The 25,791-nt window shown below is 66.7% G+C and carries 24 protein-coding genes, 1 tRNA gene and 1 pseudogene; 6 read left to right on the top strand and 20 right to left on the bottom strand.

Annotated features, from left to right (window positions below):
* Positions 1-25 precede the first annotated feature (25 nt).
* The gene (locus tag Q0Q36_RS14285) at positions 26-1,123 is read left to right on the top strand and encodes a hypothetical protein (protein ID WP_293798862.1); all 1,098 of its coding nucleotides are present in this window, start codon (positions 26-28) and stop codon (positions 1,121-1,123) included.
* Positions 1,124-1,126: 3 nt separating this feature from the next.
* Here Q0Q36_RS14285 and Q0Q36_RS14280 read toward each other — a convergent pair whose 3' ends face one another.
* From Q0Q36_RS14280 to Q0Q36_RS14260, 5 genes are all read right to left on the bottom strand, one after another.
* Positions 1,127-1,723 (bottom strand): DNA-binding protein, encoded by a 597-nt coding sequence (locus tag Q0Q36_RS14280; protein ID WP_293798861.1) that lies wholly within the window; start codon positions 1,721-1,723, stop codon positions 1,127-1,129.
* A gap of 317 nt (positions 1,724-2,040) precedes the next feature.
* Positions 2,041-2,553, bottom strand: coding sequence for a hypothetical protein (locus Q0Q36_RS14275; protein ID WP_293798859.1), 513 nt, complete (start codon positions 2,551-2,553; stop codon positions 2,041-2,043).
* A 168-nt stretch (positions 2,554-2,721) separates the two neighbouring features.
* Complete coding sequence (locus Q0Q36_RS14270; RefSeq protein ID WP_293798858.1) at positions 2,722-4,659, bottom strand: AAA family ATPase; 1,938 nt, start codon at positions 4,657-4,659, stop codon at positions 2,722-2,724.
* Positions 4,656-5,141 carry a hypothetical protein gene (locus tag Q0Q36_RS14265; protein ID WP_293798856.1) on the bottom strand — a complete coding sequence of 162 codons (486 nt, stop codon included), beginning with the start codon at positions 5,139-5,141 and terminating at the stop codon, positions 4,656-4,658. The genes Q0Q36_RS14270 and Q0Q36_RS14265 overlap by 4 nt, the downstream gene beginning before the upstream one ends.
* 94 nt (positions 5,142-5,235) lie before the next feature.
* A complete protein-coding gene (locus tag Q0Q36_RS14260; RefSeq protein ID WP_293798855.1) occupies positions 5,236-6,102 on the bottom strand; it encodes a hypothetical protein in 867 nt (288 codons plus the stop codon).
* 84 nt (positions 6,103-6,186) lie between these two features.
* Here Q0Q36_RS14260 and Q0Q36_RS14255 point away from each other — a divergent pair, with 84 nt between their 5' ends.
* Positions 6,187-6,438: a helix-turn-helix transcriptional regulator gene (locus tag Q0Q36_RS14255; RefSeq protein WP_293798854.1), complete on the top strand. Its 252-nt coding sequence runs from the start codon at positions 6,187-6,189 to the stop codon at positions 6,436-6,438.
* Between the two features lie 110 nt (positions 6,439-6,548).
* On the opposite strand, the gene Q0Q36_RS14250 is transcribed toward Q0Q36_RS14255, so the two are convergent.
* The 4 genes and pseudogenes from Q0Q36_RS14250 to Q0Q36_RS14235 form a co-directional block, all read right to left on the bottom strand.
* Positions 6,549-8,078, bottom strand: a complete 1,530-nt coding sequence (locus Q0Q36_RS14250) for a recombinase family protein (RefSeq protein ID WP_293798853.1) — start codon at positions 8,076-8,078, stop codon at positions 6,549-6,551.
* Positions 8,079-8,196: 118 nt separating this feature from the next.
* Positions 8,197-8,844, bottom strand: a pseudogene (locus tag Q0Q36_RS14245) (magnesium chelatase domain-containing protein); the annotation flags it as partial.
* Positions 8,845-8,959: 115 nt separating this feature from the next.
* Positions 8,960-9,616, bottom strand: coding sequence for a peptide-methionine (S)-S-oxide reductase MsrA (msrA, locus tag Q0Q36_RS14240; protein WP_293798886.1), 657 nt, complete (start codon positions 9,614-9,616; stop codon positions 8,960-8,962).
* An 83-nt stretch (positions 9,617-9,699) separates the two neighbouring features.
* Complete coding sequence (locus Q0Q36_RS14235) at positions 9,700-10,023, bottom strand: hypothetical protein (RefSeq protein ID WP_293798852.1); 324 nt, start codon at positions 10,021-10,023, stop codon at positions 9,700-9,702.
* Positions 10,024-10,213: 190 nt separating this feature from the next.
* Between Q0Q36_RS14235 and Q0Q36_RS14230 the strand changes: the two genes are divergently transcribed.
* Positions 10,214-10,303, top strand: a tRNA-Ser gene (locus Q0Q36_RS14230).
* A 179-nt stretch (positions 10,304-10,482) separates the two neighbouring features.
* On the opposite strand, the gene Q0Q36_RS14225 is transcribed toward Q0Q36_RS14230, so the two are convergent.
* The 8 genes from Q0Q36_RS14225 to Q0Q36_RS14190 form a co-directional block, all read right to left on the bottom strand.
* A complete protein-coding gene (locus tag Q0Q36_RS14225) occupies positions 10,483-11,289 on the bottom strand; it encodes an ABC transporter permease (RefSeq protein ID WP_293798851.1) in 807 nt (268 codons plus the stop codon).
* Positions 11,286-12,170: an ABC transporter permease gene (locus tag Q0Q36_RS14220; RefSeq protein WP_293798850.1), complete on the bottom strand. Its 885-nt coding sequence runs from the start codon at positions 12,168-12,170 to the stop codon at positions 11,286-11,288. Before Q0Q36_RS14220 ends, Q0Q36_RS14225 begins: the two co-directional genes overlap by 4 nt.
* Complete coding sequence (locus tag Q0Q36_RS14215; RefSeq protein WP_293798849.1) at positions 12,167-13,213, bottom strand: ABC transporter ATP-binding protein; 1,047 nt, start codon at positions 13,211-13,213, stop codon at positions 12,167-12,169. Before Q0Q36_RS14215 ends, Q0Q36_RS14220 begins: the two co-directional genes overlap by 4 nt.
* A complete protein-coding gene (glyA, locus tag Q0Q36_RS14210) occupies positions 13,210-14,550 on the bottom strand; it encodes a serine hydroxymethyltransferase (protein ID WP_293798847.1) in 1,341 nt (446 codons plus the stop codon). The genes Q0Q36_RS14215 and glyA overlap by 4 nt, the downstream gene beginning before the upstream one ends.
* Positions 14,551-14,552: 2 nt before the next feature.
* On the bottom strand, positions 14,553-15,974 hold the full coding sequence (locus Q0Q36_RS14205; protein WP_293798846.1) for an NAD(P)/FAD-dependent oxidoreductase: 1,422 nt from the start codon (positions 15,972-15,974) through the stop codon (positions 14,553-14,555).
* Positions 15,971-16,267 carry a (2Fe-2S)-binding protein gene (locus tag Q0Q36_RS14200; protein ID WP_293798845.1) on the bottom strand — a complete coding sequence of 99 codons (297 nt, stop codon included), beginning with the start codon at positions 16,265-16,267 and terminating at the stop codon, positions 15,971-15,973. The genes Q0Q36_RS14205 and Q0Q36_RS14200 overlap by 4 nt, the downstream gene beginning before the upstream one ends.
* On the bottom strand, positions 16,248-17,366 hold the full coding sequence (locus Q0Q36_RS14195; protein ID WP_293798844.1) for an FAD-binding oxidoreductase: 1,119 nt from the start codon (positions 17,364-17,366) through the stop codon (positions 16,248-16,250). The genes Q0Q36_RS14200 and Q0Q36_RS14195 overlap by 20 nt, the downstream gene beginning before the upstream one ends.
* Before the next feature lie 88 nt (positions 17,367-17,454).
* Positions 17,455-18,495 carry an ABC transporter substrate-binding protein gene (locus Q0Q36_RS14190; RefSeq protein ID WP_293798842.1) on the bottom strand — a complete coding sequence of 347 codons (1,041 nt, stop codon included), beginning with the start codon at positions 18,493-18,495 and terminating at the stop codon, positions 17,455-17,457.
* A gap of 102 nt (positions 18,496-18,597) precedes the next feature.
* Here Q0Q36_RS14190 and Q0Q36_RS14185 point away from each other — a divergent pair, with 102 nt between their 5' ends.
* Positions 18,598-19,503 (top strand): LysR substrate-binding domain-containing protein, encoded by a 906-nt coding sequence (locus Q0Q36_RS14185; protein ID WP_293798841.1) that lies wholly within the window; start codon positions 18,598-18,600, stop codon positions 19,501-19,503.
* A 53-nt stretch (positions 19,504-19,556) separates the two neighbouring features.
* Here Q0Q36_RS14185 and Q0Q36_RS14180 read toward each other — a convergent pair whose 3' ends face one another.
* A complete protein-coding gene (locus Q0Q36_RS14180) occupies positions 19,557-20,927 on the bottom strand; it encodes an MFS transporter (protein ID WP_293798840.1) in 1,371 nt (456 codons plus the stop codon).
* 91 nt (positions 20,928-21,018) lie between these two features.
* Here Q0Q36_RS14180 and Q0Q36_RS14175 point away from each other — a divergent pair, with 91 nt between their 5' ends.
* Positions 21,019-21,915, top strand: coding sequence for a LysR family transcriptional regulator (locus tag Q0Q36_RS14175; RefSeq protein WP_293798839.1), 897 nt, complete (start codon positions 21,019-21,021; stop codon positions 21,913-21,915).
* 248 nt (positions 21,916-22,163) lie between these two features.
* Here the strand turns inward: Q0Q36_RS14175 and Q0Q36_RS14170 are convergent, their stop codons facing one another.
* Positions 22,164-23,714 (bottom strand): MFS transporter, encoded by a 1,551-nt coding sequence (locus tag Q0Q36_RS14170; protein WP_293798837.1) that lies wholly within the window; start codon positions 23,712-23,714, stop codon positions 22,164-22,166.
* 157 nt (positions 23,715-23,871) lie between these two features.
* On the opposite strand from Q0Q36_RS14170, the gene Q0Q36_RS14165 reads away from it, so the two are divergent.
* Positions 23,872-24,801, top strand: coding sequence for a LysR family transcriptional regulator (locus Q0Q36_RS14165; protein WP_293798836.1), 930 nt, complete (start codon positions 23,872-23,874; stop codon positions 24,799-24,801).
* A 156-nt stretch (positions 24,802-24,957) separates the two neighbouring features.
* Here the strand turns inward: Q0Q36_RS14165 and Q0Q36_RS14160 are convergent, their stop codons facing one another.
* Complete coding sequence (locus tag Q0Q36_RS14160) at positions 24,958-25,740, bottom strand: DUF4394 domain-containing protein (protein ID WP_293798835.1); 783 nt, start codon at positions 25,738-25,740, stop codon at positions 24,958-24,960.
* Positions 25,741-25,791: the final 51 nt, after the last annotated feature.

The following is a 25,791-nucleotide window of genomic DNA, read 5'->3' as shown; positions in this document are numbered from 1 at the left end:
CCAGCGGCGTCGGTCGAGGTCAGCCATGACGAGCCTTGTCGAAACCCATGCCCGGATGGAGCGTCTGCTGGCGCTGCTGCCCGAGAGAACCCCCTCCGAAGGGACGATGCGCCAGTACCGTGGCGTGCATGAGCGGATGCGCCGGGCGGGCTGCTACGACCCGATGGCCTGCGCCTGTCCGGCGAGCTACAACCGGGCACGGGCTGCGCTGCACTTCTGCGCCCGCGAGACCCTGCTGCGGCTGAAGGCCGACCTCGAAGCGCGGTCGCGCGCCGGAGAGCGTAAGGCTGCGAGCCTGACCGCGGAGGCGCTGGCGCTCTACCTCGATCGGGTCGAACCGGCGATCCTGGCGCACCCGCCCTGCGCCGATCCGGACTACCGCGCCGCCTCGCCGTTCCGCGCCAAGCCGGACGCGCCCCGCCGTGGCGCCGGCTCGAAGAAGCACAGCCTGAAAGACAAGCCGGCCGACTGGCGCGAGCAGGTCTTCGCCGCGACGCCGGAAACCAGCCCCTACAAGGCCGCGATCGCGGCGATGTGCCTGTCGACCTGCCGCGTCGGCGAGTATGCCGAGACCATCCGGGACCAGCAGTACTCGCCCGGCGTCAGGGTCATCAAGCGCGACGGGCTCTTGGAGATATTCACGATCGCGCAGAAGAGCCATGGCGGCAAATACGGGCTGAGCATGTCGGGCGTGACGGTCGCCATCGCGCAGGGTGGGGCGCCGGCGGCGCATCTTGCAACGATGTGCGACGAGGCCGGCGGCGCGATCGAGATCGCGGTCGAGAGCACGGAGGGCTTGCGCAAGGCGGTCGGCCGGATCGCGGCGAGGCTCGGCTTCAGCAATGTCTCGCCGAACTCGTTTCGCGCGCAGTGCATCGCGGACGGGAAGGTGACGCTTCCCAACGCTGAGATGGTCGCCGCCGGCGCAGGCCACTGCAGCATCCGCAGCCAGTCGCGCTATGGCCGCGCCGAGCATGGCAGGCGCGGCGGCGGCGGGCTGGTCGGAACCTTCAGCGAGCGGCAGCCGCGGCCGGCATCGGTCGAGCGCATGGTTCGGTTCGAGGCGATGCGGCTGACGCGCGCGATCGAGCGCGGCCGCGCGCCGCCGCGCTTCGCGGCCTGATCGTCACGGACTGCCGGCAGCCCCGGCATCGCCCGCGCCGGCCGAAAGCTGCAGGCGCTCCATCAGCGGGCGCAGCACCTTGAGCTCGCCCTCGCAACGGACGATCTTGTCGCGCAGTTCGGTTTGCTGGTGATGGGCGGCGCGCAGCTTGCCGGCCGCCTCCTCGAGCTTGCCGCGCGCCTCGGCAAGCCTCGCCTCGCCGACCTCGACCTGCGCTTCGAGCGCGCGGATCGCGCCTTGCGCCTCGTCAAGCATCTCCCTGGCCGCCTTGCGCTCCTGCACCAGCTGGCCGTTAGCCAAAAGCACCGCCTCGCGCCAGAACTCGGCCGCGAAGGAATGTCCGGTCTCGATCAGTTTCTCCGGCAAGGGTGGCGCAAGATCGAGCGACTTCGGCCGCCAGGTCGCGCGGAACGCGGTGATGGTGGTGTAGGAGCCCTTGCCCAAGAGCTCGCGGATGCCGTCATGGGTCGGCTTCTTGCCCTGCGCGTTCAACGCGTCGCAGGCGGCATGAACGTGGCGCTCCTCGACGCGCTCGTCCTCGGTGGGACCCTCGGTGAAGGGCGGCGGGTTGATCTCGGGCTGGTCGTCGTCGGTCGGCATGGCGGTTGTGGCTCGCGTTTGAGGAATGTATAACACACATTACCACGATTCACGCCGCCGTCCAAGTTCGACTGACGGCGCGCCCGATCGAGCGGTTAACTCACCGCTCCAGCCCCCTCCGATCCATGTAGCGCCTGTAGGGTGTAGGCTACATGCTACAGGCTACAGAGCTGAATCCGCGGCGGGCCGGCTGCAGCGCGCGCAAGCGGTGGTAAAATCAGCTGGCTCGGCCCGGCCTCCACCTGTCGGCGGTGGCCTGCAACGCGCTGCGGCCGCTGCATGGTTCCAGGAAGCGAGATCGAGCTTTATTCTGCCTCTCAACGCTCCGCGACACTGATCTTGGCGATGCTGTCTGCGGCCCTGTCGTAGGTGATCTCGAAGAGGCCAAAGCGATCCTTGATTCGACGCTTTGGGGACCTCTCCCCGACTGTCCGGGGATAGCCGCTTTGATGATAATCGCACTTGACGGCGAGCCAGGCGGATTGACCAAGGGTCGACCTCATCCGCCCGGCTGCGCCGCATTCGTCGCAGGTGCATTCGGAACGCAACTCGGCGAGCAGGATCGCCTGATCGATCGCTGCTTCGGTCTCAGGCCCTACGGGGGCGAAGATTTCAACACGAAGTTCGCCATATTTTTCCTTGATGTCGATGATGACGATTTTGGTCGATGATGGCTCGCCGGCGAGCGCCTGAGAAATCCGATCGAACAACCTTGAGACGACATCCGCCCAGCCGTCGCCGATTGCCATATGCGGCCGGGTGCCGGCGAGCCAGCCGGCGTGCTTGTCATAAATCTCGGCCTGCCAGTCGGCATGCTTGCGGCGTGACATCAGCGTCTCCATCGGGAGGGACAGTTCGCGCCATGGCGCGGCAATCGCGAATGTGTGGATGTGCGACGGTGTGCCAGCTCGCCCGCCACTGGGATGTCCGGGCGGTCACGAGCAGGTATTCGGCTCGGGCGCCTACGGCAACGCGCGTGGTTGCTGACCAACATGTCGTCAGGGCCTTGCAGTCGCTACCGCCGGCGAGGCGGCAGAGCCAAGCCCGTCCGCATCGCCGTCTCTGCGATTGGCGATCGCCGCGAGCTCATCGCCATCGACGACCTGCTGGCGCATCAGGGCCTCCGTGATCGCCTCGATCAGGGTGCGCTCGCTGGCGACGAGCTGATGCGCCTGCCGCATCAGGCTCTTGAGCCGGACGTCGACGGTACTGGCGAGCGCAAGATCGCGCCCGACCAGTGCGAGTGCGCCGTCCGGGCTGGTGCGGGCAACGAGCCCGTCGCCGAGCCCGAAGCTGACCTGGGCTGCGGTGAGCAGCCTCGTCGCTTCGCTGATATCACTGGCGGCGCCGGTGTCGGGCGCGGCGCCGGCCGCCATGTTGGCGGCGCGGCCGGCGAGCAGGACGAGGACGCGGCGCTCGATGTCGGCGAGCGTCGAGACGCTCGGGATCGCGTGTTCGGTTACGCCGCCTGCCGTGCCCTCGCTGCGGATCGAGACCCGCGCGACCTCGAACCCGAGCGCGAGCGCGACTGCGGTATGGCCGGCCTCATGGATCGCGACATGGCGGCGCTCGGTCTCGCTGCGCCCGTCCGCCGGCAGGATGGCGCGGTGGAGATCGGCGAGGTTGAGCGGGCGCCCTTCGCTGCGGGCGAGGCGACGCGCCGCCTTGACGATCGCGGTGATGTCGGCGCCGGTCGCGCCCGGCATCAGGCGGGCGAGCGGAAGAAGATCGGCTTGCGCCAAATCACCCTTTAGATGGGAACGAAGGATGGCGGCGAGGCCTGCGGTGTCGGGTGGCGGGACGTGCAGCTTGCGGTCGAAGCGGCCTGGCCGCGTCAGCGCCGCGTCGAGATGCGACAGGAAATTGGTCGCGGCCAGGAGCACGACCCCGCGCTTGGCGGCACGGCATCCATCGATCCGGGTGAGAAGCGCCGACACGACGCTTGCCCACCACTCCCGCGACCGGGCATCGGCGACGGCACGATCTGGCAAGGCGTCGATCTCATCGAGGAAGAGGACGCTCGGCGCTAGCGAGAGCGCCTGGGCAAAGACTTCGTCGATCTGCTGAATGACATCCCCGAGATGACCGGTCTTGCGCATGAACCAGTCGGGCACGCTGGTCGCGACGAGGGGAACCCTCGCACTCCTGGCGAGCGAGCGGGCGAGCAGGGTCTTGCCGGTGCCGGGCGGCCCGTAGAAGATGCCGCTTTCGATCTCGCCGTAAGAGATCGTGCCGGCGCGAGCCTCATCGAGCGCGGCGCAGAGATCGAGACACCAATCCTTTGCTTCGCCGAGGCCTGAGAGTTCGGAAAGCAAGGGCGTGTCGTCGATCGCGTCGGGCGCGGCCTTGCGCGCGCTCGCCTGTCGCAGCCGGCGCAGGCTCGCCTGCGGACTGGAGGACGGCCGGATCGCGGCGGCGATCTCGATCAGGTCGAGGCCGGCGATGTCGTCCGGCTTCACGACCGGGCTGCGCTTGCCAAAAAATCCGGCGATCGCCCGGCGGACCAAAGCGGGGCTCAGCGCCGGGATGATCAGCTCGGCATCGGCGCTGGTGCGCAGCAGCGGCGGCAGCAGGCCGGCATCGACACTGAGGCCGACTACGCCACGCCCGTCCTGCAGGAGATCGACGACGAAGGCATCGCTCGGCTTCTTGTCGCCGCCCTTGCGCTTGCCCTCGAAGACGATCGCGCCGGTCTTCTCGCGATCGACGATCGCCTTGATCGGATCATACCAGATCTCGGAGGGGGTCTTGATCAAGACCGCCTGGCCACGCTTCATCCGCGAGATCAGGCGCGGGCCTCCGGCCTCGTGCCAGGCGATCAGCGCGAGCAGGTCGAGCGGAATCAATGGCGTCGTGGCGACATCCCTGCCGTTATCCGACAGGCTGTCGATACCGGTGATGAACGCGTCGTCGTCGGCAGTGGTGTCGGCGCTCATGACAGGGCCTCCATGAGAGCCTTGATGGAGGCGCGGCGGATCGCGGAGCGGTCGCTCCTGCGCCAGGAAGCGATCAGCCGCTCGACATCCTCGCCGAGATAGCGCCGGCGCTGCAACACGAAGGCGAGCGTCGTGCGCGCTGCATCCGAGCCGGCAAGCGCGTGCAGCAGGACCAAGGACATCACGAGGTCGTGGCGCGGGGTGTCGAGCACGTCGAGCCCGGACAGCTTCAGCGCCGCAGCGACGGCGGCGGCCGGGTCGCCGGCGAGCGCCTCGCGCCAGTGCTCGACCCGAAGCGGCGTGACGGCGCAAATCAGAGCGCGCAGCTCGACCCGGTCGCGATCGGCGATCGCGTCGGCAGGCACGCTGCGCCAGAGCCGCAGCAGCGGGGCCGAGCCGCCAACCTCGCAAGCCGAGGCGGCGATGGCTACGTGCGGCATGGTTCGGGTCGTGGCGGGATGGGCAAGGATGGCGGCGGTCATTGGGGCGAGCTCCAGCGATCGCCGGCACGGGGCCGGCGTCGGGTCAAAGGTGAGGTAAAGACGAAGGCCGGCGGCGGCGAGCGCCGCCGTCAGATCAGGCGGGCGGGCTCAGCGCGAGGGCCGGACCAGCCTGGCGCCCGCTCAGAATTGCCAGCGCGCCGCGGCCGGCGCGGCGGGGCACGGGTTCGGCCGTGCGGTCGGCGAGCCGCTCCTGCGCGATCTGCAGCATCGGCGGCACGCGCGCGACCATCCTGGCCTCGAGCGCGGAAAGCGCCGCGTCGATGGTCGGGATCACCGGCACGCCGAACAGGTTGTCGAGCCCCTCGCGGGTCACGGTCAGCTCGTCGCGGAACCCCGACCGGCCGTAGAAGTCGATGACGTGGCAGCGATAGTGCTTCAACTTGATGCCCAGAAGCGTGCGCAGATAGGAGGCGAGCTGGAGCCTGGCGCAGGCGAGATCGCGCTCGGTCGCCTTGCGCTTCTTGCTCTCGGTAATGCCGGAGCCCCTCTTGATCTCGATCACCATCGCGACCGAGCGCTGCTGGTCGATCACGATCATGTCGAAATGCCCGACCCGGACGGTCGCGCCGTCGCTGGCGAGCGCGAGCTCGCCGACGCGTCCGGGACCGTTCTCCTGGACATACATCTCGGCCGCCCTGGTGATCGGGATGCGCACCTGCTGCATCACCAGGAAACGGCGATTGCGCACCAGTGCGGCATAGAGCGCGTCCTCGATCACCGCGCCCGAGCGCTTGACCACCGAGGTCAGGAACGACGTCACAGCGCTGAGGCTGTGGCCGAGCAGCGGATCGACCGCGAACTCGGCCGAACCCGCGCCCGACACCGCCTTCTCGATCCGGGCGAGCAGATTGGCCGGCAAGGCGCGCGGCGGCGAGACCGGCATGGCCGTGGGGATGGCGGGGACGACGGCGGAAACAGGGCTGGAGGCTGCATGATGCATGGCGTAAGGTTCCTCTCGTGGACGGCGTGTCCACGGGAATCATTGTGCTCATAAAATGCACAATTGCAATTTTGAAGTACAACTGTGGTTAATAGGCAGCAAATAAGCGCTGCGCGGGGTTGGCTGGGTCTGTCGCAACAGGATCTTGCCGATCTGACAGGCGTATCGAAGCGCACGATCAGCCATTTTGAAGGAGGCGACCGCCTCCCCCACGACCGCACGCTTCGCGACTTGCAAACCGCCCTCGAACAGCAAGGCGTCGAGTTCCTGTTCGAGAACGGGCGCGGCGTCGGTATCCGCGCAAAACCAAAGACCGACAGCGGCGACGGCGAGTAGAGTGCCCACCATTGCGGGCTTCGAGCCGGCAATGCGCAGCCGGTCTCGGGTAGATCGGCTCAGTTTATGCCGTTAGAGCACATCGGCAATGCGGATTTGCAGCGTCGCCGCTAACGGTCTGGACCGGCGAAACTTGTGCTCGAGGTCGAGCCGTCGGTGTGGGTCACGACAAATCCGTTCGGGCCGAGTACAACGTGATCGACCAGCAGCTTAAGGCGCTGCTGAAAGGCGGCGCGGATGGCTAAATCGTCGGGATCGGCGCTGAGCCTGTCGTAGACCGCCTGCAGTCCCTCGGTCGCGCTATCGACATCGGCGGATTGTGATTGTCGGAAAGCTCGGTCCAGCGCCACGATCTCATCGTCGGCCGCGTCGACTGCGGCTTCGAGCGCCTGGACCTGTTTGCCGAGGCGGCTGCCGCCACCGGACGCCTGAACGAGTTGGATCAGATTGTCGAGCTGACGCTCAAGGTCGTCGCGGCGGGCTTGCGCCGCCGAGAGCGCGGCTTTTGCTTGGCTCTGCCGGTCGGTGGCTGCCGCGATCAGGCCTTTGCGGCGCTGGCCCAGACCGAACACCACCGCGAGCTCGACGCGCTTGTAGTCGTACATCGTCCGGTGATCGCAGCCGGCGCTCGCATGTGCACGGCCGCATTTGAGCTTGTGACCGCCGCCGCGAACCGTTTTGTCGATGAAGACAAGGTTGTTGCTGCACGCCTCGCAGCGCACGAGCTTCGACAGAAGGTTCTTGCGGCGACCTGGCGTGCCCTTGCCGAAGCCGCGAGATTTTGAGGCAGCCTGTGCCGCCCAAAAGGTCGCCTCGTCGATGATTGCCGGAAAATACCCGTCGATCGGCGCCTCCGCCGTAGCATCCGAACCACCGGCGAGTTTGCCGCGCGGGACATAGCGTCCATAGGCGGCCGGGTTCGACAAGATCTTTGCGATATAGCTGTCATGCCAGAACTGGCTGCGCTTCCTGCCGATGCCCCAGGTCGGCACCTCCTTGTCGTTCAGCTCTTTTTGAATCGTGCGGCGTCCGATACCGGCGATCGTGTCCGCAAACATCTTTCGGACGATCTCGACGCGCTTGAGGATCTCGACATAGCGCCCGGATCTCGGCCCACCGACGAGCTCGAGCCAGGCGGGGCAGCGCGCCGTCATCGCCTGCCGCTCATCGGCGGCACGTTGGCGTTTGGCTGCCCAGGCATCGGAGACGCGCTTGGACTTCATCGCACTCTCTTCGTGAGCGCGCGACATCACAACGATGCTGATGATCAGTTGCGTCTGGTCGGCACGCAGGCTCGCTCGCGAATAGACCCGCTGGTCGGCCAGTGTGACGATGACGATGCCGTTCCGGGTCAGGCCCAGAAACAGCTCCAGCGCATCGACGACCTCTTCGCGTGACAAGCGATCGAGACTCTCGACAAGGAGATACGACCCCTTAGCGACGTCGCCACTTTCCACGCGCCTTAGGAAAGCGCCCAACGCTGCGCGCTCATCGCGGTGGCGGCCTTTGAAGGCGGACACACCCTCGTCGCGGAAGCTCTCGTCAAGATGCAGGCCATGCTTGGCCGCATAGGCGCGCGCCAGCTCAATCTGCCGGCGAAAGCTCTCGCCCCGAGCCTGCTCCGGCGTCGAAAAGCGCACGTATGAATACGCGAGAGGCTTGCTCGGTGGCGGCTGTAGATTGGTCCTGGATCGTGCCATTGGTTTGCTCGGGTTCAGACATTGTTCATTAACTCGCACCCACTGACAATAATAAAGCTGATATTAGGAGGTTATGCCCGCCGGCCGCGGCGATCTCGAGCACGCGCCGCGCGCTTTCCTGGCCCTTGACGTCGGCGAGATCCGGCAAGGGGCCGACCTGGCGCGCGACCGCCGGCTCAGGCCGGGCCATGACCTGCGTGCCCTTGAAATGATTGGCGAGCTGGATCAGAGAGCGTGGCGCCAGGATATCGATATCGGCGGCAGCCCAGGCCGCCTCCGGGCCGGACGCGGCTGGGCAGATCAACCCCTGCCCCTTCGCATAGGCCGCGATCGCCGCGGGCAGGACGCCCGCGACCGGTGCGATCGAACCGTCGAGCGCCAATTCGCCAAGTACGGCGTAACCGGAGAGAGCGTCGGCGGGAAGCGCCCCGATCGCGGCCATCACGGCGAGCGCGATCGGTAGATCGTAATGGCTGCCTTCCTTGGGCAGATCGGCCGGAGCCAGATTGACGGTGACGCGCTTGGCCGGCAGCGCGAGCCCCGAGGCGAGCAGCGCGGCGCGGACCCGCTCGCGGCTTTCGGCAACCGCCTTGTCGGGCAATCCGACCAGCACGAAGGCGACGCCGCCCGGCGCGATCTGGACCTGAACGTCGACGGCGCGCGCCTCGATGCCCTCGAACGCCACGGTCGCTACTCGCGCCACCATCTCCGGCCCCGCTCCTTACCCCTTGGGAAAGCTAGCGAAGCTTTTACGTCGACGCAAGAACATATCAGGAACCCAGCACGTCAAAAAGAAGGGGAGGCGATGCCTCCCCTTTTCGTCAGGCCTCGACGCCGAGGCCGATCTGGCAGGCGACGCCGGTGCCGCCCAGGCCGCAATAGCCGCCCGGATTCTTCGCCAGGTATTGCTGGTGGTAGTCCTCGGCGAAATAGAGCGCCGGTGCCTCGCGAATCTCCGTCGTGATCGGGCCGTAGCCGCCCGCGGCCAGCGCCTTGCCGTATTCGGCACGCGAACGCTCGGCTGCCGCCTGCTGCTCGGCATCATAGGTGTAGATCGCCGAACGGTACTGCGTGCCGATATCGCCGCCCTGCCGCATGCCCTGGGTCGGATCGTGATTCTCCCAGAAGATCTTCAGCAGGTCCTCATAGGCGATTTTGGCGAGGTCGAAGACGACGAGGACGACCTCGGTGTGGCCGGTCATACCGCTACAGACCTCTTCATAGGTCGGGTTGGGCGTCGAGCCGCCGGCATAGCCCACGGCCGTGACCCAGATGCCTTCGCCGCTCTGCCAGAACTTGCGCTCGGCGCCCCAGAAGCAGCCGAGGCCGAACAGGGCCTTGCGGGTTCCCTCCGGGTAAGGCCCGGCCAACGGGCGGCCATTGACGAAATGGGTTTCGGCGGTCGGAATCGCCGCAGGGCGGCCGGGCAGCGCCTCGGCCGCAGTCGGAATCTCGGTCTTCTTGCGCAGGGAGAACATCATTGGCTCCGTTTCGTTCGGGCTCGACGCTTATGTAAGCGCCCGCGAGCGGTTCGGACAGGGGCGGGAACGCAGGCGTGCCATCACCGACGCGTTACGATGCCGATGACCTCCTGCGGGCGCCGCCCCAGCCAGAGCAGCGCGAAGCCGAGCAGGAGCGCGACCGCCGCCACCGGGGCGTGCAGTACGGTGACGACGACCGGATCCCAGAGCAAGGGATGGATATTGCGTTCGACCGCCGGCTGGATGAGCTGATAGCGCTCTTGAATGACGGCAATCAGCACCTCGCCAAGCGACGTAAAGCGCAATCCGGCATTGGCGATCGAGCGGGCACCATCGATCACGAGCGCGACGAATCCCGCCGCGACAGAGAGATAACCGATCAACCGGAGAAGAAACCGCACCATCCGCTCCCGTCGCCATCCGCCGCACAGGTCCGTGCCGTGGCTCCGCCGGCCAACCCGACTCTGCCGACGACCAGATGTGACCATGCCCGCCACAGATCGCAACCGATTGCGCATGATTTAGCGGGATTGTGCAAAACACTGCATCTCGGCCCTTGAAAGATGGCGGGCCGGCAGTCATAAGCAGCGCGCCGGACAGGTGGCCGAGTGGTTGAAGGCGCACGCCTGGAAAGTGTGTATACGGGAAACCGTATCGCGGGTTCGAATCCCGCCCTGTCCGCCATTATGTCGATCCTAACTAATTGTATGGATTGATAAATTATACCTTGCAGGCGACCTCCGCCCCAACACTCTCGACCGCCCGTAACGGTTTTGGATGGTGATGCACGCGTCGTGCATTGAGCAATGCTCTTCTGCCTGGCGCCATAAGCTGACCTTGGAGTATGCGCCGGAAGCCGACATTCAACGTTGATCGTCATCGCGTCCCAGCAGGAGACGCTCCAGTCCGAACAGCCTGTCCATGACGATCAGCATCGCGATCGTCAGGCCGATGACACAGGCCGAAACAGATGCGACCAGCGGATCGATGTTGTCCTGGATGTAGAGGAAGGTCCGCACCGGCAAGGTTTCGGTTCCCGGCGTCGCGATAAAGACCGTCATCGTCACCTCGTCGAAGGACTGGATGAAGGCCAACGCCCAGCCGCTGACGACGCCGGGCAGGATCAGCGGCCAGGTCACGCGCCGGAAAACGCGCCACCGTGTCGCTCCGAGGGAGATGGCGGCCTGTTCGATGCGTGGGTCCAGCCCCATCGCGGAGGCCAGGGTCAGCCGAAGCGCGAAGGGCAGGACGATGACCAGATGCGCAAGAACGAGGCCGGTCATGCTTCCGGCTAGCCCGATCTGGGTGAAAAAGCGCAGGAAGGCGATGCCGAGAACCGCATGAGGGATCATCAGCGGGGAAAGGAACAGCGTCGCCATGGCGTCGCGGCCGGGGAAACGATGGCGCGCGATCGAGAGCGCCGCCGGCACGGCGAAGACGAGTACAATCGTCGCTGACATAAGGCCGAGGGACAGGCTCGTCCAGCCGGCGCGCAGGAACTCCGGATAGTCTGCGATCGCCCTGAACCAGCGCAGCGAGAGCCCGTTCACCGGCAGGCTGAGATAGCCTTCGGGCGTGAAGGCCACCACGCAGACGACAAGGATCGGCGCGAGCATGAAGATCAGGAAGGCGCAGTGAAACGCCAAGGCGAGCCGGCCGTTGCGGCTCATGAGAAGGCCTCGGCATAGCGGCGCTCGACGATGCGGTTGCTGCCGGCGACGATGGCGACGAGCGCCAGCAGCAGAATCATCGCGATCACCGCGCCTAGCGGCCAGTTCAGCGAGTTCAGGAATTCGTCATAGATCAGCGTCGAGGCGACCTTCAGCCTGCGACCGCCGATGATAGCCGGGGTCGCAAAGGAGCTCGCGGCCAACGCGAAGACGATGATGGCGCCCGAAAGTAGGCCCGGCATTACCTGCGGCAGCACGATCCTGAAGACGACCGTCGCCGGCCGCGCGCCCAGCGACGCGGCGGCATGCTCGATCTTGGGATCGACCTTCTGCAGTGAGGCGGAAACGGCGAGCACCATGAAGGGCATCAGCACATGGGCGAGAGCGATCGCGACGCCGGTTTCCGTGAACATGAATGGCAGCGGAGCGGAAATGATCCCGAGCTTGATCAGCGCCTGGTTGACCACGCCGTTGGCGCCGCCGAACAGCAGGGCCCAGCCGAGCGTACGCGCGACCACCGAGATCAGCAGCGGCCCCAGGATCACGAGCAGGCAGACGCCCTTCCAGCGCGACGTCATGCGGTGAAGGATATAGGCTTCCGGGGCGCCGATGACCGCGGTCAGAACCGTGACGATCACCGAAAGCCGCAAGGTCCGCAAGAACATCTCGGCAAAGTATCCATCCGACAGCACCTCGCGCCAGTGAGCGAGCACCAGCACGTCGCCGATGCCCTTGACCCGGTCCCAGCTCTGGAAGGACAGCAGGGCCGTCATCGCAATCGGAGCGACCACGACGCCGATGAAGAGCAGGAGCGCCGGGCCGCTGAGCAGATAGGGCGCCCAGTTTCGCGAACGCCCGTCTCCGGAAACCGCTGCGCTCATGGGGCGCTCCGCCGCTCGGGCTCGACCAGACAATGCTCGACTGCCCAGCGCAGGCCGACCGACGCGCCTTCGGCGGGGCCGCCGCTGCCATCGTTCTGGCGGATGACAACGACCGCCCCGTCAGGCGTCTCGAGCTGATAGAGCCAGTGCGTCCCCTGGAAGACCTTCGCCGTCACGACGGCGTTGACGAAGCCAGCGCCCGCTTCCGTGAAGCCGACCTTTTCGGGCCTGACCGAAAGCGAGACCGGCCCCGGCGCGAGCTTCGCCATCGGGATCGCGACGCCCCTCAGCCGGACCGTACCCTCGCCATCGACCTGCGCCGTCAAGGTGTTCGTGCGGCCGAGGAAATCCGAGACGAAGGCCGAAGCGGGCCGTTCATAGGTCTCTTCCGGCGGCCCGACTTGCTCGGCGCGGCCCTTGTTCATCACGACGATCCGGTCCGACAGCGCCATCGCCTCGGCCTGATCATGGGTGACGAGCACCGTCGTGGTGCCGAGCTGGCGCTGGATCTGCCGCAGTTCCACCTGCATGCCCTCGCGCAGCTTGGCATCGAGATTGGACAGGGGTTCGTCGAGCAGGAGGATGCTCGGCCGGATGACCAGCGCGCGTGCGAGGGCGACGCGCTGTTGCTGCCCGCCCGACATCCGGCGCGGGAACCGGTCGGCGAAGCCGCTGAGCCCGACCAGTTCGAGCATGTCGCCGGCCCTGCGCCGCCTTTCGTCGCGGCCGACGCCCGCCATCTCCAGGCCGAAGGCGACGTTCTCCGCTGCCGTCATATGCGGGAACAGCGCATAGCTTTGAAAGACGATGCCGAGGCCGCGTTTATAGGGCGGCACGGCGAGCAGGTCCTTGCCGCCGAGCACGACGCTGCCGGCGCTGGGCTCGACGAAGCCGGCGATCATCTGGAGCGTCGTGGTCTTCCCGCAACCCGATGGGCCGAGCAGGGAGACGAATTCGCCCTTCTCGATCGTCAGCGTCAGCCCCTCGACGGCCCTGTAGCTGCCGAATTCCTTTGTGAGCTGCTCGATCCGCAGATAGCTCATCGGCCGTCCCCGCCTGTTTCGGGGTAGAGCGGCAGCGGCGCCATCAAGGCGGCCGCGCGGAGTTTTATCTCCGCCTCGCGAGTTGCCATGGCCTTGTCGCCGGAGGCGTGGCCGTGGAGGATTTCGGCGATCCAGCGCGCAACCTGACGGGAGCCCTCAGTCTCGAGGCCGCGCGTCGTGCAGGCGGACAATCCGAAGCGCAGCCCGGATGTCTGCGCCGGATCCGTCTCGTCGAAGGGGATCTCGCAGCGATTGCAGGTGATGCCGGCGCGGTCGAGGCTCTCGACCATCGCCTGCCCGCGCAGGCCCAGCGACCGCAGATCGGCGATGACCAGCGGCGTGTCGGTGCCGCCGGTCGAGACCGGGATACCCAACGCCTGGAGTTCCTCAGCGAAGGCGCGGGCATTCTCCAGCACGGCCCGGCCATAGGCGGAGAATTCCGGCCGTAGAACTTCGCCGAGGCAGACGGCCTTGGCGGCGATCGCATGCAGCAGGGGGCTGCCCTGGACGCCGGGAGACAGGGCCTTTTCCAGCGCGACCGCGATGTCTTCGTCATTGGTCAGGATCAGCCCGCCGCGTGCGCCGCGCAGGGATTTGTAGGTCGTCGTCGTGACGATGTCGGCGAAGGGGAAGGGGTGCGGATGCGCGCTGGCGACCACGAGACCGGCGAAATGCGCGATATCGACCAGCAGCTTCGCGCCGACCTCGTCGGCGATGGTGCGCAGGGCCGCAAAGTCGATGGCGCGCGGATAGGCTGCTCCGCCCGCGACGATCAGCTTCGGCTTATGGGCGTTCGAGAGGCTGCGGACCTCCTCATAGTCGATCAGGCCGTTCTTGCGCTCGACGCCGTAGAAGCTCGCCTGCGCCATCGAGCCGCTGAGATTGGATCCGCCGCCATGGCTGAAATGCCCGCCGGCCTGGCCGGACATCGAGAGGACGCCGTCTCCCGGCGAGAGCAGCGCCCGGAACACCGCGAGATTGGCCTGGATGCCGGAATGCGGCTGGACATTGGCGAAGCGGCACGAGAACGCCGCGCAGGCCCGCTCGATCGCCAACCGCTCCAACTCGTCGGCCCATTCCGCACCGGCATGGAAGCGCCTTCCGGGATACCCGACCACCGTCTTGTTGGTGAAGGCCGAGCCCTGCGCTGCGAGGACGGCCCGGCTGACGAAATTCTCCGAAGCGACCAGTTCGACAGACTCGCGCTGGCGCGTCTCTTCCAGGGCGATCAGGCGCGCGATCGCCGGATCGGCCAGCACGGGGGCATCCTCGAAGTATCCCGTATGCAGCCAGGAGATGTCGGCAGCGCCGTTCACGATCAGGGGGGCAACATTCATCGTCACAACCTCACGACGGCTTTGTCGGCATGTTCGCCGAACGGCAGGGAGGCCATCTCCGCGACGGTCACGGGCTTGATCGGTGTCCGCAGGCGATAATGGCCGATCTCGGCCGGCGAGACGCCCCGCGCCTGCGCGAACATCTCGGTCACGCTCAGGCCGCAGAGACGGCCCTGGCAGGGCCCCATGCCGCAGCGCATGAAGAACTTCAGCTGGTTGGGACCCAGGATACCCTGCGCGATCGCCGCCTCGATCTTCGAGGCCCGCACCTCCTCGCAGCGGCAAACGATCGTGTCGCCGGTGGGTGCCCGGAACGCTGCGGCCGGCTCGTAGAGCACATCCAGGAAACGCCGTGCCGCGAGATCGCGCTGCAGCGCTGCCAGATCATCCGAGGCCAGCCGATCGCGCTCCGCGCGGTCAATTCGGCCGAGGCGATGCGCGGCATCCCAGGCCGCGAGGCGCCCGCGCCGCGCAGCGGAGCGCGCCCCGCCGATGCCTGCCCCGTCGCCGGCGATGGCGGCATGCGCGACAGAGGTCGCGCCCCACTCGTCAGCTTCCGGCTGGAAGGCGCGCTGCTCCCCGTTCCAGAGGATCCTGCAGCCGAGCGTGTCGGGCATGTGCAGGCTCGGCACTACGCCCTGATGCAGCAGCAGGGCATCGGCTGCGACCGTCACCTCCGCGCTGCCGCAGCGATAAGTGACCTCGCGCAGGCGCTCCCCGCCCGAGGCCCGCAGGAAGGTCACTCCGGAGACCACCTTCACCGAGAGCCGGACCCGCGCCAGCAGCGCCAGCCCCTTGGCGGCATAGGGGGAAGCGAGGAAGCGCGGCAGATGCGGCAGAGCGGCGCGCCAGTTGGCTTTCGGCGTCGTGTCAAGGATCGTCGAGATCGTGCCGCCGGCGCGCAGGATCTGCGCAGCCAGCAACCAGAGCAGAGGGCCGGAGCCCGCGAGCACGACACGGCCTGACGGCACGAGATCGGCCTGCTTGAGCAAGGTCTGCGCGGCGCCCGCGGTCATGACGCCGGGCAGCGTCCAGCCCTCGATGGGAAAGGGCCGTTCCTGCCCGCCGGTTGCGGCGAGGATGCGCTTTGCCGCGAGAAGATGCGTGCGCCCGCCAGCGAGGAACGCAATTTCGCCGGAGGGCGAGACGTCGAAGACGGAGCTGCCGGGGCTATACTTGGTCTTGCTGGCGACGAGCGCTTCGACGAGCGCTTCGCCACGGCGGTAATCGGCCCCGAGCGCGGCGCGCGTCGCAGCGGCCGTCTCGGTGATGCCACGATAAATCTGGCCGCCCGGAGCCGGCTGCTCATCGAGCAGAACCGTGGACAGGCCGAGGGCGGCGGCCGTTGCCGCCGCGGCCATGCCGGATGGGCCGGCGCCGATGACCGCGAGATCGCAGGAATCGGGAAGAGCCTTGTCGATCATCGTCCGATTTCCCGCCGGCCTTTCTGGGTTTCGACGACCATGCCGTCTCGGACCCGCGTCATGCAGCCCTGCCGGCTGCCGATGCCATCGACCACCGCGAGGCAGTCGAAGCAGACACCCATCATGCAATAGGGGCCGCGCGGACGGTCTTCGACGGCAGTGGTTCGGCAGGCGGCGATGCCTGCGGCGAACATGGCGGCCGCGACCGAGTCCGTCGCCTTCGCCACGATCGGGCGACCATCAACCAAAATGGTCACGTTGGATTGCTCGCGATCAGTAAACCGTCGAAACATCAAATCTCTCCGTTCCGAAGGCGGGCAGTTCGGCCGCGACATGCGAGCCTGCAATCAGCGGCGCGAGCGTCAGGGCATGGCGCGGCGCCAGCGTTACGCCGCTGTGACAATTGGCGACGAAGGCGCCGGGATGGCTGCGGGATTCGTCGTAGATCGGGCATCCGTCGCGGGTCATGACCCGCTGGGCTGCCCAGGTCCGCACGACATTGACGTTGGCGAGCCCCGGGAACATCCGGCGGGCGCGGTCGGCCATCTTGGCCAGGACATCGGTTCCGACAGCGAGGCTGGTGTCGCCCTCCTCGATGGCGTCGCCCAGCATTACCGAGCCTTCGTCTGCCTGGCGCACCGTGATGGTCGGATAGTGCAGGAAGGGCTTCATGCGCTCGGTGACCAGCACCTGGCCACGCTGCGGGCGGACCTGGGCGTCAATGCCGACCATCGCGCCGAGCCGGCGGCTGTCGTTGCCGGCGGCGATCACCACCTTGCCGGCGGAGATCGCGCCGGACTCGGTCGTGGCGATGAAACCTCCGTCCCTGGCGGCAAGCGACTGGACGCGATGGCGGCTGCGATAATGGCCGCCGGAGCGGTAGAAGGCCGTGTGCAGACCCCAGAACAGTCGCATCGAATTGCACTGGCCGTCGAGCGGGCAGTAGCTGGCTCCGACGACCTCCGGTCCGATGTCCGGCAGCATCTCGCGCACCGCGTTATGGCCGAGAATTTCGTAGGGGAGCGGCGTCATGCCCGGCTGGGCGTTGATCCGGGACAGATGGGAGCTCCGCGCCTCGACCTCCGCATCCGACAGGCACAGGTGGAATCCGCCCGGCCGGGTGAAGGCGAGATCGATCTCGGTCAGCGCTGCGATCTCGTCCCGGAACTGCGGCCAAAGATCGGCGGCGCCGCGCGACCAGTCGGCGTATTCCGGCATGCCGAGGCCCTTGGTCTGGACCCAGATCAGCGAGAAATTCGCAACCGAGGCGCGCCTGGCCCGGTCGTCCTCGTCCAGCAGAGCGACGCGCTGGCCGGCCTTAGCCAGGCCGTAGGCGATCGCAGTGCCCACCAGGCCGCCGCCGATCACAGCGATATCATAGTCGGATGTCACGGCAAGGCTCCCCGACGCGCCCGCCGAGGCACGTGGCTTCTGAAGGCGCCGGCCCGCCTTGACGAGCCGGCGTGATGTCAAGTGCTGCTCAGCGCTCGATCTCGCGAACCCAGCGCTTGTTCCAGTCGTCGCGCTGGCGGTTGATCTCGACCCAGTCGATGGTCTTGAGTTGCGCGACCTGCTCCGGGCCGTAGGGCATGCCGGCCTGATTCTCCGGCGGCAGCACGGCCTTCTTGTTGACCGGCGCAAGGCCGGAGGCCTTCGACATGGCCACCTGCATGTCAGGCGAGAGCAGATGCGCGATGAACTGCTGCGCCAGCGGGCTCTCCTTGCCGCCTGCGACCGGACAGATGCCGACGCCTATGACCACGCCGCCCTCCTTCGGATAGACGAATTCTGAAGCGAAGCCGCTGTCGGCTAGCGCCTTGGCGCGGCTCGATCCCCAGACGGCGAGCGCCGCCTGCCCGCTCTGTAGGAGCTCGGTCATCTTGCCAGGCGAAGGTTCGTAGGCAAGGACGTTCGGGCCGATCTTGTTTTTGAAGGCAGCAAAGCCCGGATCGACATTCTTCTCGCCGCCGCCATTCGCCTTGGCGACCTGCACTAGGGTGATAACGCCATAGGTGTTGTTCAGCGGCGGAATAACGATCATGCCCTTGAATTTCGGGTCGGACAGATCGTTCCAGGAGGTCGGTGCCGGCCAGTTGTGCTTGGCGAAGGCCTCCTTGCTATAGACGAAGCCGGCGCCGAGCAGGGCGAAGGCCAGCGACTTGCCATCCGGAAAGCGGGCGATGTCATAAAGATCGTTGACAACCGGCCCGAGATCGAGCGGCCGGCAGAAGCCGAGCGCCGCGGCCTGCGCCATCGGACCGTCGTCAATGATGGCGACATCGATCTGCTGGCTGCCCTTCTGGGCCTGGAGCTTGGCGAGGACATCGGTCGAGTTACCGGCGATGTATTCCAGCTTCACGCCGTGCTTGGCGGCGAAGGGCGGAAAGACCTCGCTGCGGATCGCCTTTTCCATCGATCCGCCTGATCCGGCGATGTAAAGCGTCTTGTCTTGAGCCGATGCGGGAATGGCATGGGTCACGCATGCAGCAGCTGCTGCGAGAAGCAGTCCTCTGACCTTCATTTTGATCCCCTCTTGTTGGATTTGGCTTTATTTTCTGCGAGGTTCTCAGTCAGGCTGAAGCTGGTCAAATATAATTCGGGCTTTGGCTAAGAATCCAATGTTATGGGTTTGCGCATGCTCAATCAGCGGCAGATCGAGGCTTTCCGGGCCGTTATGGTCTCAGGGGGGATCACCACGGCGGCCGCTGCCATGCGGATCTCGCAGCCGGCCGTCAGCCGATTGATCCGCGACCTTGAAGCGCGGATCGGCGTCACCCTCTTCGAACGGCGCGCAGGCGGCCGCCTGCGCGCAACCGCGGACGCCGCAGCACTGTTTCAGGACGTGGAGCGCTATTTCATTGGCCTCGAGCAGATCGACCAGTCCGCGGCCGGCCTCAGGCGCCGCAGCCGCGGGACGCTGAGGGTGGCCTCTCTGCCCGCCCTCTATGTCGATCTCTTGCCGCGCTTCATCGGGCGCTTTCTCGCCCAGCGCCCCGATCTCGACATCGAACTGATCGGAAATTCGTCAGAGGCGACCATCGAATTGGTTTCGAGTGGCCGCTGCGACATCGGCTTCGTCGATTCGCCTTTCGACCATCCACGTCTGCGGCGCGAGGAGCTTGCTGGTGTCTCGGCGGTCGCAGTGGTGCCGGCCGCGCATCCGTTGGCCGGCAATCAGATGCTCGCCCCGTCCGATTTCGAAGGGAATCCGTTCGTTTCGATCGCGCGCGCCACGCAGTTGCGCACCCGGATTGATGCCTTCTTCCTGTCACAAGGCGTCCGTCGTCAACTCGGCCCGGAGACCCCACTTTCCCTGATCGCCTGTTCGCTGGTGGCTGCTGGGGGCGGCTTGGCTATCGTCGATCCGTTCACTGCAGCCGCTGTGCGCGACCCGGCAGTCTGCTTCAAATCGCTCGATCCGCGTATCGAGGTCAGTTTCAGCTTGGTGACGACGCAAAATACCCACCTCTCGGGTCCTGCTCAGGACTTTATAGCAGGCATTCAGCGTGAGTTCGCGCAATTGGTGTAACGCGCCAGAAACGGGAATAGGGTTCAGCAGACAGCCGTGCAAGGTTATTTACTTCAGCCTTCAACTTCGTGGCGCACACGCCCGAGGCTGACGAGCGCGGCGAGGCCGGCGAAGATCGCGGCCAGCACCAGTGCGACCTCCGGCGCCACCGCGAGCGGGATGATCTCGAAGATGGCGGCCATCGCAACTGCGCCGAGGGTCTGCCCGGTCAGCCGTGCAGTGCCCTGCATGGCGCCGGCTGCGCCGCTGCGCGCCTTAGGCGCTGACAAGAGCAGGATGCGGTTGTTCGGGGTTTGGAAAAGCCCGAAGCCCAGGCCGGCGATCACCGTGCCGACGATGAAGGTCGCTCCGTGCGGCCCGGCCGGCAACAGGCCGATACCTGCGAGTCCGATGACCAGCAGCGCGCCGCCCGCGGCGCAGAGCCAGGCCGTCTTCACGCGATTGGCCAGCCATCCGGACAGGGGCGCGATCAGCGCCACCGCCGCGGGCCAGGGCATCATGTAAAGGCCCGTCTCTGTCGCCCTCATGCCGAGCCTGTGCTGGAGATAGAAGGGCAAGGCGAGCAGGCCCAGCATCTGGCCGGTGAAGCAGCAGACCGATGCGATGGCGGAGAAGCGGAAGGCGGCTACGGCGAAAAGATCGGTCGGCACGAGCGGCGCCGCGCTTCGGCGCTCGATCCGCAGCAGCAGGACGAAGCAGGCGACCGATGCGGTGATCAGGAGGCCGCCCGTCACCGGCGACTGCGCGACGCGGTCCGCGCCGAGGAAAAACAGGATGAACATCAGGCTGTTGGCGGCCATCGCCCTGCCATCGAGCCGGCGTGGCACACCCGTCGTCCGGACCAGAACGGCGCCCGCTGCCAGCACGGCGATGCCGAGCGGTACGTTGACGGCGAAGAGCCACGGCCAGTCCGCCACTGCGAGGATGGCGCCGGCGATGCCCGGCCCTGCGGCCGAGGCGATGGCGATCGTCATCGCATTGACCCCGATGATCGCGCCGAGGAGGCGGTGCGGCACGCAGAGCCGCAAATTCGTCACGCCCAGGGCCATCACCGCGCCGCCGCCGAGACCTTGCACGAACCGCGCCGCCACCAACATGGACAGGGCGCTCGAGAAGGCGCAGGCCGCCGAGGCCAGGGTGAAGAGCGCGACGCCCGCGAGGAAGACCCGCCGGGGCCCGACCATCTCGCCGATGGCGCCGCAGGGCAGCAGCGCGACCAGGACCGCGAGCTGATAGCTCGAAACGACCCAGACCGCATCGCTCGGGCCGGCATGGAGTGAAGCAGCGATCGAGGGCAGGGCGACATTGGCGATGGCGCCATCGAGCACGACGAGCACCAGGGTCAGGAGGAGGACGGCTATCGCGAAGTAGCGGCGTGGCGCCGGCAGGCCGTCGGCATGGGGATGAAGAGCAGATTGCGGCATGGGGACTTTCCGTGGTGACCCCATTCTGGTATGCCGCAGCCAGGGTTTGCACCAGACGCAACGAATTCAACTGACGTTTGCGCAGAGCGCCATGCGTGACATCGACCTGAACCTGTTGAACGCTCTCGATGTCCTGCTTCAGGAACGCAGCGTGACGCGGGCTGCGCTCAGGCTCCGGCTCAGCACCTCCGCGATGAGTCGCACCCTGTCACGGCTCAGGGAGGCGCTCGGCGATCCGATCCTGGCGCCGGCCGGCCGTGCACTGGTACTTACACCCCATGCCGAGGCCATTGCCGAACAGGTCCACACGCTGCGCCTGGGCGCGCAGGCGGTGTTGCGGCCGCCGCAGCCGATCGACCCCCGGAGCATGGAGCGCGAGTTCACTGTCCGCGCCAACGACGCCTTCACGCAGCTCTATGCGGCAAAGCTGAGCGCGGCAGTGGCCGCCCTGGCCCCCGGCGTGCGGCTGCGCTTCGTGACGAAGCCCGACAAGGATATCGGGCCTCTGCGGGACGGTACGGTCGATCTCGAGATCGGCGTGATCTCCGAGAATGGCGGAGAGCTTCGCGCCCAGACGCTCTATCGCGATGCCTATGTCGGGGTGGCCCGGGCCGGCCATCCGCTCCTCGATGCGCCGGTCACACCGGAGCGCCTCTGCGCCTGGGGCCATGTGGTGTTCGCGCGGCGGCGGGGTCGCTCCAGCCCGGCAGACGAGGCGCTGGCCCTCCAGGGGCTCTCACGCCGCGTGGTCGTCATCGTTCCGGGCTTTCCGGCGGTGATCGCAGTGGTTTCGGCCTCAAACCTCCTGGGGCTCGTCCCGCGTTCAGCTTGCCTGGCCTTGGCGGGATACGACACCGTGCTGTTCGATCTGCCGATCCCGATGCCGGAGATCGTCGTGTCGCAGATCTGGCATCCGCGGATGGATGCCGATGCCGGCCATCGCTGGCTCCGTGCGCTGGTGTTCGAGGCGTTCCGCAGGGGTCCCTGACCGCACGCGAAGCTGGCAGCCGCGGGCAGGTGACCTTGTGCCCGACGATCAACGTCCGCGCTTCTTGCAATTCTCCCAGAACGCTAAGTGCCAGCCGCGGACATTCGGACATTGCCAGGAAGCGGACGCTGGGCGTGGTGATCGGCGTAAACTCTTTCGGCCACCGGGCTGTCGCGTTCGGTTTGATGGCGCCTGCCGTCTTTGCCGGCCGCACGCCGCCCATCAAGATCGCAGTGGAGCGCGCCGAGTCAGGCTTCGGATGTGCAGAAACGCTCTTCTGCCTCCTCCATCGGCTCGGTTTGCGGTCGCTCTCTGCGCCCGAGGAAAGCAAAGACGACGACAGCCGTGACGATGGTGATGGCGCAGAGCATCAGGAGCAGTGTCGAGAAGGCGTCGCCATAGCTCTGGACGATCGCGGCACGGCTCATCTGCGGCAACCCAGCCGCAGCGCTCCCGATATCGCCCGTGACGAGCCGCTGGGCGGCCGGGCCTGCATGCACTGCGGACCCGCCAGCCGCGAGATGCCCGGCCGTCAGCTCTGACAGCACGGCGCTGACCACGGCGAGCGCCACGCCTTCGCCCGCTACGCGCGTCGTGCTGAAGATGCCGGTCGCCATGCCGGCGCGCTCCTTGGGCACGACGCTGACGGCAAGCCCGTCCATCAGTCCCCAGGGCAGGCTGATGCCGATGCCGATCAATGCCATGGGCATGGCGACGCTGATTGTCTCGCCCCCGAGCGGGAGACGGCTCAGCCAGAATAGGCCAGCGGCGCAGATCAAGAGGCCCGAGCCGCAGATCGCCGCCGGTGGGAACCAGCGCGTCAGCAGTCCGGCCGCGATCGGCAGAACCAGCAGCGGCGCGGAGAGCGCAATCATCAGCCGGCCGGCCGCAATCTCGCTCAGGCCCTCGATGCCGATGAAGCGCACGGGCAGGAGGATCAGTAGCACGACGAAGGCATAGGCCGGCGCAGCCGCCAGCAGTTGCACCCCGACGAAGCGGGGGTAGCGGAACAAGGTGAGGTCGAGCATCGGCCGCATGACACGCCGCTCGATCACGCCGAAGGCGATGAAGAGCGCGACGGAGCCCGCCAGCACGCTGATCACGGCCGGCTCGGACCAGCCGCGTTCCGGCGCCAGCAGGATGCCATAGGTAAAGAGCGCCAGGGCCAGGGTGAAGCTGAGCGCGCCCGGCCAGTCGAGGCCGGCGGCACCCGGGTCGCGCGTCTCGTGCAGAAAGCGTGCGCCCAACGCCAGGGCAAGCGCCCCCAGAACGACCACGAGTGCAAAGATGCTGCGCCAGCCGAAGGCGTCGATCATCAGCCCTGACGCGATCGGCCCGAAGGCGAGGCCGACGCCGAAGCTCGTGCCGACGATGCTGAAGGCACGGATGCGCGAACCCCCCTCGAACTCCTGCGCGAGCGCCGCCATGCCACCGGAAAAGGCGGCCGCTGCCGCGACGCCCTGCGCCGCTCGCCCCAGATCGAACCACAGGATATCGGGCGCAGCCGCCAGTGCCATAGAGAGCAGGGCGAACGCGCCAACGCCGACGAGGAAGACGCGCTTGCGGCCATAGGCATCCGCCAGCCCACCCGCCGCCATCAGACTCGATCCGAAGGTCAGCATGAAGGCGTTGGTGACCCAGTTGAGCGCGATCGGGCTGCCGCCCAGCGCTTTGCCGATGGCTGGAAGCGCCACTGCCGGGCCGGTGAAGGTCAGCGGCATCGCGGCAGCGGCGAGGCAGATGGAGAGGAGCACGAGTGTCTGTTCGGCCGCGCGCGGCCGCGTGATGGTTTGCGTCATTGATTGAAGACCCTGTTCGAGCGGCGCCGCGACCTCAGCTGGTGCTCGCCTTTCCGTCGAAACAGGATATTCTCGATGGGATACCTGCCAATGAGGCAGTAATTCCAATCTTATCGGAACAGTACGCTCGAATGATCCTGCATCGAGAGGGGCGGGGATGGATTCACTGAATGGTCTGATGGCCTTCGTACGGACGGCTGACCTCGGTAGCTTCGTCGCGGCCGGGCGCATGCTCGGGCTCTCTGCGTCGGCGGTCGGCAAGGCCGTGACCAAGCTCGAACAGCAGCTCGGCATCCGCCTGTTCCAGCGCTCCACCCGCAGCCTACGGCTGACCGAGGAGGGCCGCGCCTTCTACGAGCGTTGCCGGGGCATCCTCGATGATCTCGACGATGCCCGAGCCATGCTGGCCCGCACGATGGACGCGCCGCGCGGGCGCCTGCGCATCAGCACGCCGATCGTCAGCTATCACCTGCTCTTGCCGGTCCTGCCGGAATTCATGGCGCGCTATCCGGAGATCGAGGTCGATCTCGACTTCAATGACCGCATCGTCGATCTGATCGACGAGGGCGTCGATGTCGCGATCCGCAGCGGCGAGCTTCCGGATTCGCGCCTGATGACGCGGACCTTGCGCCCGTTCCAGATGCTGCTCTGCGCCGCGCCATCCTATCTGGAGCGCCACGGCAGGCCGGAGTGTCCGCGCGACCTCGACCGGCATCTCGGCATCCGCTTCCGCTATCCCAACAGCGGCAAGATCCAGGCATGGCCACTCACGCTGCCGGTCGGCGAACCGGATCTGCGCACGCGCACGGTGTTGACCTGCAACAATATGGAGGCGTTGCGCGGCGCCACCATCGCCGGCCTCGGCATCGGCTGCATGCCGGATTTCCTGGCGCGCGATCCGCTGGCGAAAGGAGAGCTTCGCACCCTGCTCGACGACCGGATTGATGCTCCCGGCCATTTCAGCCTGATCTGGCCCTCCAACCGCAACCTCTCGCCGAAGGTCAGGGTCTTCGTCGATTTTGTCGGGGAACGTCTGTTTTCGGCCCGCTGCGAAACGCTTCCCCAGATAGCCGTCACTCCGGATTGAGCCGACCTCCATACCTGCTGCTGCGCGCCATAAGCGGACGCTGTTCACTTGCCAGAAAGCAGACATTTGAAACGGTTGATCGGCTCATCGAACGTCAGGCGAGAAACGATCGAGACGCCCGCCGGATGGCGAGCGTCCGAAAAATGCGGAGTAGGCCTACATAGCAGGAAGGACCGCGATATCCCTGGCGGCAGCGCCCAGGCCTGAAATCTTGCCGATCGCAGTCGCCTTGCCCGTCGCAAGATCGACCTTGTGCAGCGCGCCGTCGGCGAGCAGCCAGCCCGTATTGGTTCCATCGGCGGCCGTCTCGATGTCGAAGGCGATCGCCTTCGGCATGATCCCGAGCTTGCCGACTGCGCCGAGGACGCCGTCATTGGGCGGCGCCTGCTTGATCAGGCCGCCGATCTTGCCGTCGATGTCGTAGAGCGCCGTCTCCTTCGTGCCTTTGACGGAGTTGGTATAGGCGCCGGCCACGATCATCGGCGCCTCGCCCTTGTGCATGTCGGTCTCGGCGAATTTCAGCTTGCCGTCGACCGTGGTCTTGCCGTCATCGACATTCACCCGAAGGTTGGTGCCGTCCGAGCCGATCACGCGGAGCCGATCCGCAGCCGGGTTGAAATCGACGGTTGCCATGGCGCCGGCAGGCAGCACGGTGTCCATCTTGGACTTCATCGTCGCCTTGCCGGCCTTGTCGATCGTGTAGATCGTGCCATCGACACCAAGCGCGTAGAGCATGCCGTCTGCCGGCCGGACATCGATGCCGGCGATCTTGCCGCCAATGCCGGTGACCTTCATCTGCTTGCCGGCCTTGAGAGTCGTGGTATCGACCATGGTGAGGGTGTCGTCGCCGGTGAGAGCCGCCAGCATGGCGGCCTGCGCGGCGATTCCGCTGCCGAGAAACGTGGAAACGACGAGGGCGAAACGGATCGTCTTGGTCATCTTGTCCTCCGGTTCTGTCACGCGCCGTGGCCTGGATGCCTGCTGGCGGCG

Source organism: uncultured Allobosea sp., assembly GCF_945957345.1.
GTDB lineage: Bacteria > Pseudomonadota > Alphaproteobacteria > Rhizobiales > Beijerinckiaceae > Allobosea.
The sequence above is the reverse complement of the archived record's forward strand: the minus strand, read 5'-3'. Positions and strand labels throughout refer to the sequence as shown.

What these genes read in the sequence shown, in the direction of transcription:
- Q0Q36_RS14170 (WP_293798837.1), bottom strand. Translation starts at nt 23,714, where the DNA reads ATGACGCAAACCATCACGCGGCCGCGCGCGGCCGAACAGACACTCGTG.
- Q0Q36_RS14235 (WP_293798852.1), bottom strand. Translation starts at nt 10,023, where the DNA reads ATGGTGCGGTTTCTTCTCCGGTTGATCGGTTATCTCTCTGTCGCGGCG.
- Q0Q36_RS14270 (WP_293798858.1), bottom strand. Translation starts at nt 4,659, where the DNA reads ATGAGCGCCGACACCACTGCCGACGACGACGCGTTCATCACCGGTATC.
- Q0Q36_RS14180 (WP_293798840.1), bottom strand. Translation starts at nt 20,927, where the DNA reads ATGCCGCAATCTGCTCTTCATCCCCATGCCGACGGCCTGCCGGCGCCA.
- Q0Q36_RS14190 (WP_293798842.1), bottom strand. Translation starts at nt 18,495, where the DNA reads ATGAAGGTCAGAGGACTGCTTCTCGCAGCAGCTGCTGCATGCGTGACC.
- Q0Q36_RS14205 (WP_293798846.1), bottom strand. Translation starts at nt 15,974, where the DNA reads ATGATCGACAAGGCTCTTCCCGATTCCTGCGATCTCGCGGTCATCGGC.
- Q0Q36_RS14165 (WP_293798836.1), top strand. Translation starts at nt 23,872, where the DNA reads ATGGATTCACTGAATGGTCTGATGGCCTTCGTACGGACGGCTGACCTC.
- Q0Q36_RS14225 (WP_293798851.1), bottom strand. Translation starts at nt 11,289, where the DNA reads ATGAGCCGCAACGGCCGGCTCGCCTTGGCGTTTCACTGCGCCTTCCTG.
- Q0Q36_RS14175 (WP_293798839.1), top strand. Translation starts at nt 21,019, where the DNA reads ATGCGTGACATCGACCTGAACCTGTTGAACGCTCTCGATGTCCTGCTT.
- Q0Q36_RS14260 (WP_293798855.1), bottom strand. Translation starts at nt 6,102, where the DNA reads ATGCATCATGCAGCCTCCAGCCCTGTTTCCGCCGTCGTCCCCGCCATC.
- Q0Q36_RS14200 (WP_293798845.1), bottom strand. Translation starts at nt 16,267, where the DNA reads ATGTTTCGACGGTTTACTGATCGCGAGCAATCCAACGTGACCATTTTG.
- Q0Q36_RS14265 (WP_293798856.1), bottom strand. Translation starts at nt 5,141, where the DNA reads ATGACCGCCGCCATCCTTGCCCATCCCGCCACGACCCGAACCATGCCG.
- Q0Q36_RS14285 (WP_293798862.1), top strand. Translation starts at nt 26, where the DNA reads ATGACGAGCCTTGTCGAAACCCATGCCCGGATGGAGCGTCTGCTGGCG.
- Q0Q36_RS14220 (WP_293798850.1), bottom strand. Translation starts at nt 12,170, where the DNA reads ATGAGCGCAGCGGTTTCCGGAGACGGGCGTTCGCGAAACTGGGCGCCC.
- Q0Q36_RS14280 (WP_293798861.1), bottom strand. Translation starts at nt 1,723, where the DNA reads ATGCCGACCGACGACGACCAGCCCGAGATCAACCCGCCGCCCTTCACC.
- Q0Q36_RS14275 (WP_293798859.1), bottom strand. Translation starts at nt 2,553, where the DNA reads ATGTCACGCCGCAAGCATGCCGACTGGCAGGCCGAGATTTATGACAAG.
- Q0Q36_RS14160 (WP_293798835.1), bottom strand. Translation starts at nt 25,740, where the DNA reads ATGACCAAGACGATCCGTTTCGCCCTCGTCGTTTCCACGTTTCTCGGC.
- Q0Q36_RS14215 (WP_293798849.1), bottom strand. Translation starts at nt 13,213, where the DNA reads ATGAGCTATCTGCGGATCGAGCAGCTCACAAAGGAATTCGGCAGCTAC.
- msrA (WP_293798886.1), bottom strand. Translation starts at nt 9,616, where the DNA reads ATGTTCTCCCTGCGCAAGAAGACCGAGATTCCGACTGCGGCCGAGGCG.
- glyA (WP_293798847.1), bottom strand. Translation starts at nt 14,550, where the DNA reads ATGAATGTTGCCCCCCTGATCGTGAACGGCGCTGCCGACATCTCCTGG.
- Q0Q36_RS14185 (WP_293798841.1), top strand. Translation starts at nt 18,598, where the DNA reads ATGGGTTTGCGCATGCTCAATCAGCGGCAGATCGAGGCTTTCCGGGCC.